This window comes from Streptomyces sp. NPDC026522 (genome assembly GCF_055567555.1).
The window spans coordinates 1-4,462 of the sequence record NZ_JBVHQF010000026.1 but is presented as its reverse complement, the minus strand read 5'-3'; the positions used below and the strand labels follow the sequence as shown (position 1 = coordinate 4,462).

Sequence of the window (4,462 nt, the reverse complement as noted above, 5' to 3'; positions counted from 1 at the left end):
CCGGAGTGGACGGGGTATCAACTTCTGGCGTTGATTTTTGGCACGCTGTTGAGTTCTCAAGGAACGGACGCTTCCTTTGTACTCACCCTCGCGGGCTTTCCTCCGGGCGCTTCCTTTGTTCTTGTGTTTCCGACTCTATCAGACTCTTTCGGGTCCGATTCCCGGTCGAAGCGGGTTTCGCTTTCCAGTTCTTCGCTTTCGCGTTTCCCTTTCCGGCGAGTCCGACTCTATCAGAAGTTTTCCACCGGATTTCCCGGCTTCAGAATCCTGAGGAAGGAGTCGAGTGGCCCCGGTTGGAATTGCTTCCTCAGGGGGCGCGTGCCGAGCCTCTCAGCTCCAGGCAACTGTTCAACTCTACATCTCTCTCCCGACACCGTCAAAACGGCGTGAGCCCCGGGGCGACGGTCTGACTGTCGTGACGCGCAGAGCACGCATCGAGCCCGAGCCGGAGTGGCTCCTCGCCCTCCGCGCGGTCCGACCGGCCTTGGGCCCGGGCCGCTCGGGGTCTGCTGACTGCGCCGCCAGCCGGTCAGCTGCGGAAGCAGTTGCGCGACCACCCGCCCACCGCTTTGCGGAACCTGTCCCCGTCCCCACACGGGATCCCCACTGCTCGGCAGCCGTGCTGGGCGCCCTGGTGGCCGGGCTGGACGAAGCGGACCTCACGCCGGGCGCCGGGCAGGGGCGAGGTGCGTGGTGCTGCGGTCCTCGGCGACATTGGATCACCGCGGACACAAAAAGGAGGAGACAGGCCCGACGCTGCCCGCGCCGGCCGCGCCGCGAGCGCGTCCGTCGACGCGCGTCACGGCACGTACGAGCCCGCACCGCCGTGGCGGACCACGTCCTCCACCAGAACCACATGCTCGCGCCCCTGCCCTGGGGCACACAGGCCTCCCCCTGATCCGTGGTGCAGAGCGGTCCGGCCAGCTGAGCCCTCCCTCTCCATGCTGCGCGCAAGCAGGACGGTCGTCAGCGCGGCATTGCCGCCGCCCCCGAGCGGCTCGGCGAGGTCATCCGAGGCGACTGGACGCACCAGCCACAGCTGGCCGAGGACGCACTCGGCAAGCAGACAAGACCCTCGCCTCCCCAGCTCGGGCCGGTCGAGGTGAGCAGCGCGGCCAACTGGCAAGATCCGCCTACTGGCCTGAGGACCGCACCCACGGAGCGAAGCGCTGACCGGGGCCTGCATCCTCGCGCCAGTACCGCAGGACGGTTTCTCGCACGATATCGAGCCGCTCTGCGGCGATGAGGCCAGAGACCGGCTCCTGCCCGCCGGCGTCGGCCTCGAAGGCGACCACGACGGCCGGCTCAGCACCGGACTGACGAGTGACTCTCAGGAGCTCGTCAGGCCACGGAGCTCGGAAGATCGGATCGTGAAACGCGGGTGGGCAGCTGACGAAGACCGGATCAACGAAGACCAGTTCCAGGCCGTGGTGGTAGGCAAGATCATGGCCGGCGGCGAGCCTGATCTGTCCGCCGTCCCAACCGACGACGTCCCAGTCCCACCAGGACCCTTCCGGGAGCTGGATCGCAGCTCCCGCCCCTTCGACATCCACCCTCGGCCTCGCATCCCGTTCCAACAGATCGACAGAGCCACGCAGCAGCCATCCGCGTGCGACTCGACGCGTTACTGAGCCTGTAGCCGTGGTGTCGACAGTGTGAGTCCGGCTCCGGTGAGGCATCCGTCGATGAGGTGGCTGCGGTATTGGATCTGGCGGAGGCCTTGTCGTAGCCGGTGGTTGAGGTTGCCGGGGTCAGTGAAGGCGGTGTTGATGAAGGCCCGCATGCGGCGGTCTTTAGGGACGTTCAAGTTGTCCCAGACGAGGACGATGGGTCCGCCGAGTTGCCGGTGGGCGACGATGAGGAGGTCGCGGTACTCGGTCCAGGCGAAGCTCTTGCGGCCCCCGGCCTCGTGATCGGTGTGTCGTTTGGGCCGGTAGATCAGGCGGGAACGTTCGCCGGGTTCGTAGCAGCACAGGGATGCGATGGAGAAGCGGCGCTGGGAGCGTCCGCGGACCCGGGTGACCGGAGTGATCCGCGACGGCTCCAGGTGCGGGAGGTCGGCGGCGTCATCGAGAATCCGGCTTCGTCCTCGAAGACGATCCAGGCCCCGAGCGCCGCCGCGGTGTTTCCACGTGCGGCCACACGTCCCTTACCCAGCCGGCCACCGCAGCCTCGTCGCGCTCGACCGCACGACGGGACGGAACCTGATGACTCCAGCCATGACGTCGCAGCAACTGCGAGATCCCCGACCGCGTCATCGACCGGCCAGCCATGCGCGACCGGGTCCTTGACCAATTCCTCCTCGAGAACAGCGAACAGGGTTTCACTCAGCTTCGGACGGGACGCCGGGCCGCGGGAACGCACCCCCTCCTCGCCGGCCCTCTGCCAGGCCCGACGCCACCGTTGGACGGAGCGGACGCTGACACGTAACTCCTCCGCGATGTCCGTGCTGCCCCCCCCTCGGCGAACTCCTCGACCGCTTCCATCCGGATCCGCTCGCGGAAGGCCTGCCTCTCCGCGGTCAGACCCCCACCCTGCGGATACCTCATACACCTGGCATACCGTGACGGTCACCGAACGTCAGCCCCTACGACAAGACGACTTCAAGCTCAGTAGACCCGGAGGTGTCTGGCGGCCCGACGCCCGGGGCCGAGTCCACCTCGGCCGAGCAAATGGGTACCGCCGCCCGCGGCCCTGGCCGCTCCGCGCAGGGTCTTGCCGTCGACCGCCATTGCGTGCTTCGGTCAGCCGGCCCCTGGCTTGCCACCTCACCGCCGATGCGGCCCAGCAGGCGCCGCACCGCCGCAAAGGGCACGTCATTCGCCCGCGGCATCCTCGGCCTCCCAGCGCAGCAGGTCGCCCGGTTGGCACTCGAGCACCTCGCAGAGCGCGGCGAGCGTCGCAAAGCGCACCGCCTTGGCGCGGCCGTTCTTGAGTACCGCAAGGTTGGCGGGAGTAATCCCTACGCGGTCCGCGAGCTCGCCCACGGACATCTTCCGCTTGGCCAGCATGACGTCGATGTCGACGGCGATCGGCATCAGATCACCTCGTCCAACTCGGCCTGCATATGGGCTGCTTCGACATCCCGTGCCACGGCCTGGGCGAGCAGCATCCGCAGCACGAGGACGATGAGCGCGACCCCCAGGATGGCCACGCCCACCCCGCCCATGATGACGGTGACGCCCGGGTCGTCCCGCTGGCCCGGCGCATTGACGGCCGTGACCGCGAACCACACGAGGGCAGCCGCCACGATCGCGCCGATCACGCCGTCCACGTAGCGGAAAGCGGCGTGGGAGAACACGGTTCCGCGCCGCACCATCGTCACCAGCCGCCATACGCAGACCAGGGCCACCTGGGCCGACACCATGCCGAGGATCGTGATCACGCGCAGCGGAGTGAGCGGGAGATTCCCGTCCTCCGGGTCGGTAGCCAACGCCCACACCATCGATGCCTGTACGAAGACGGTGCCGGCGAGCACCACCACGAGCACGGCGCGCAGCGCACCGACTGTCAGCTTTCCCATGACCCACTCTCCCATCGCGTAACGATGGGAATCTATCGAGTTTCGATAGGTGCGGCAAGAGATGAACCGGTTGGGGGCGCAGAGTCAAAGATCGGGGCGGTCCTCCAGGTAGCCCCACCACCCGGTGCCGGCATCGGCACCGGCACCGTCAGAGGTTGACCCGCTTGAGGTACACGCGGCTGCGGTGCGGGATGGTCTGGTACCAGAGCATCAGGTGTTCGTCCTCGTACGTACGCAGCCGCATCGGGTGCGGATCCTCGTAGAGGCTGCCGTCTTTGGGGTCGATGGCCATGGAGGCGAGGTCGACCAAGCCGTCCATCACGGCGCCGACGAGGTTCTGCTGTTCTGCCGGCATGTCACCGAGTACCCACACCCGCCCGGGATCGCACTCCCACGCCCAGCCGCTGTCGTTCTCGACGCCCTCGCCGCGCGAGGTCACTGGCCGATCTCCGCCTGGGCCTCGGCGAGGATACGGCTGATCGTCTCCATGGCGGCCCGGAACTCCTGCTCCGTCGCCCGCGGATCCCCGACGACGCGCTCAGCCTCCAGGAGCGCCGCCGACCGCGCGGGCCACCGGTGGATCGCCACGTGCGTGGCCCACTTGATGAGGAAGAACCGCAGCGGGTTGATGGCCCCGGTCTCCGCGGCCCGGTCGAACGCTTCGTTGCATTCCTTGTCGAGCGCGGCGAGGCTCGCCATGTCGATCCGCCGTACGGCGTCGCGCAGCGCTTCGCGCGTCATGGCCGGCTGGGGGATGAGCGGGCCGCCGGCGTCCAGCTGCTGTGCTGTCATCTGCCCTCCAGGGGAACGCGGCCAGGATACCCAGCCCCACCGCACTGCTGAGCGGCTTTCGGCCGGTGAACGCAGAAAAGCCCCGCACCATGCCCGTGAAGGGCTGGTGCGGGGCTTTCCCACAATGATTGTTCGGCGGCGTCCTAC

Annotated in this window: 5 protein-coding genes and 1 pseudogene; all 6 read right to left on the bottom strand. The window is 68.0% G+C overall.

What is annotated here, in order from left to right; all coding sequences use genetic code 11:
• Positions 1 to 1,133: 1,133 nt before the first annotated feature.
• Positions 1,134 to 1,553, bottom strand: coding sequence for a hypothetical protein (locus ACZ4M3_RS35310; protein WP_467739734.1), 420 nt, complete (start codon positions 1,551 to 1,553; stop codon positions 1,134 to 1,136).
• Between the two features lie 71 nt (positions 1,554 to 1,624).
• Positions 1,625 to 2,549 (bottom strand): annotated as a pseudogene (locus ACZ4M3_RS35305) (helix-turn-helix domain-containing protein).
• Between the two features lie 267 nt (positions 2,550 to 2,816).
• Positions 2,817 to 3,038, bottom strand: a complete 222-nt coding sequence (locus ACZ4M3_RS35300; protein WP_467739733.1) for a helix-turn-helix domain-containing protein — start codon at positions 3,036 to 3,038, stop codon at positions 2,817 to 2,819.
• Positions 3,038 to 3,523: a DUF2975 domain-containing protein gene (locus ACZ4M3_RS35295; protein WP_467739732.1), complete on the bottom strand. Its 486-nt coding sequence runs from the start codon at positions 3,521 to 3,523 to the stop codon at positions 3,038 to 3,040. The genes ACZ4M3_RS35300 and ACZ4M3_RS35295 overlap by 1 nt, the downstream gene beginning before the upstream one ends.
• Before the next feature lie 148 nt (positions 3,524 to 3,671).
• Entirely contained in the window at positions 3,672 to 3,962 is a 291-nt protein-coding gene (locus ACZ4M3_RS35290) for a hypothetical protein (protein ID WP_467739730.1), read from the bottom strand.
• On the bottom strand, positions 3,959 to 4,315 hold the full coding sequence (locus ACZ4M3_RS35285; RefSeq protein ID WP_467739728.1) for a hypothetical protein: 357 nt from the start codon (positions 4,313 to 4,315) through the stop codon (positions 3,959 to 3,961). The genes ACZ4M3_RS35290 and ACZ4M3_RS35285 overlap by 4 nt, the downstream gene beginning before the upstream one ends.
• Positions 4,316 to 4,462: the final 147 nt, after the last annotated feature.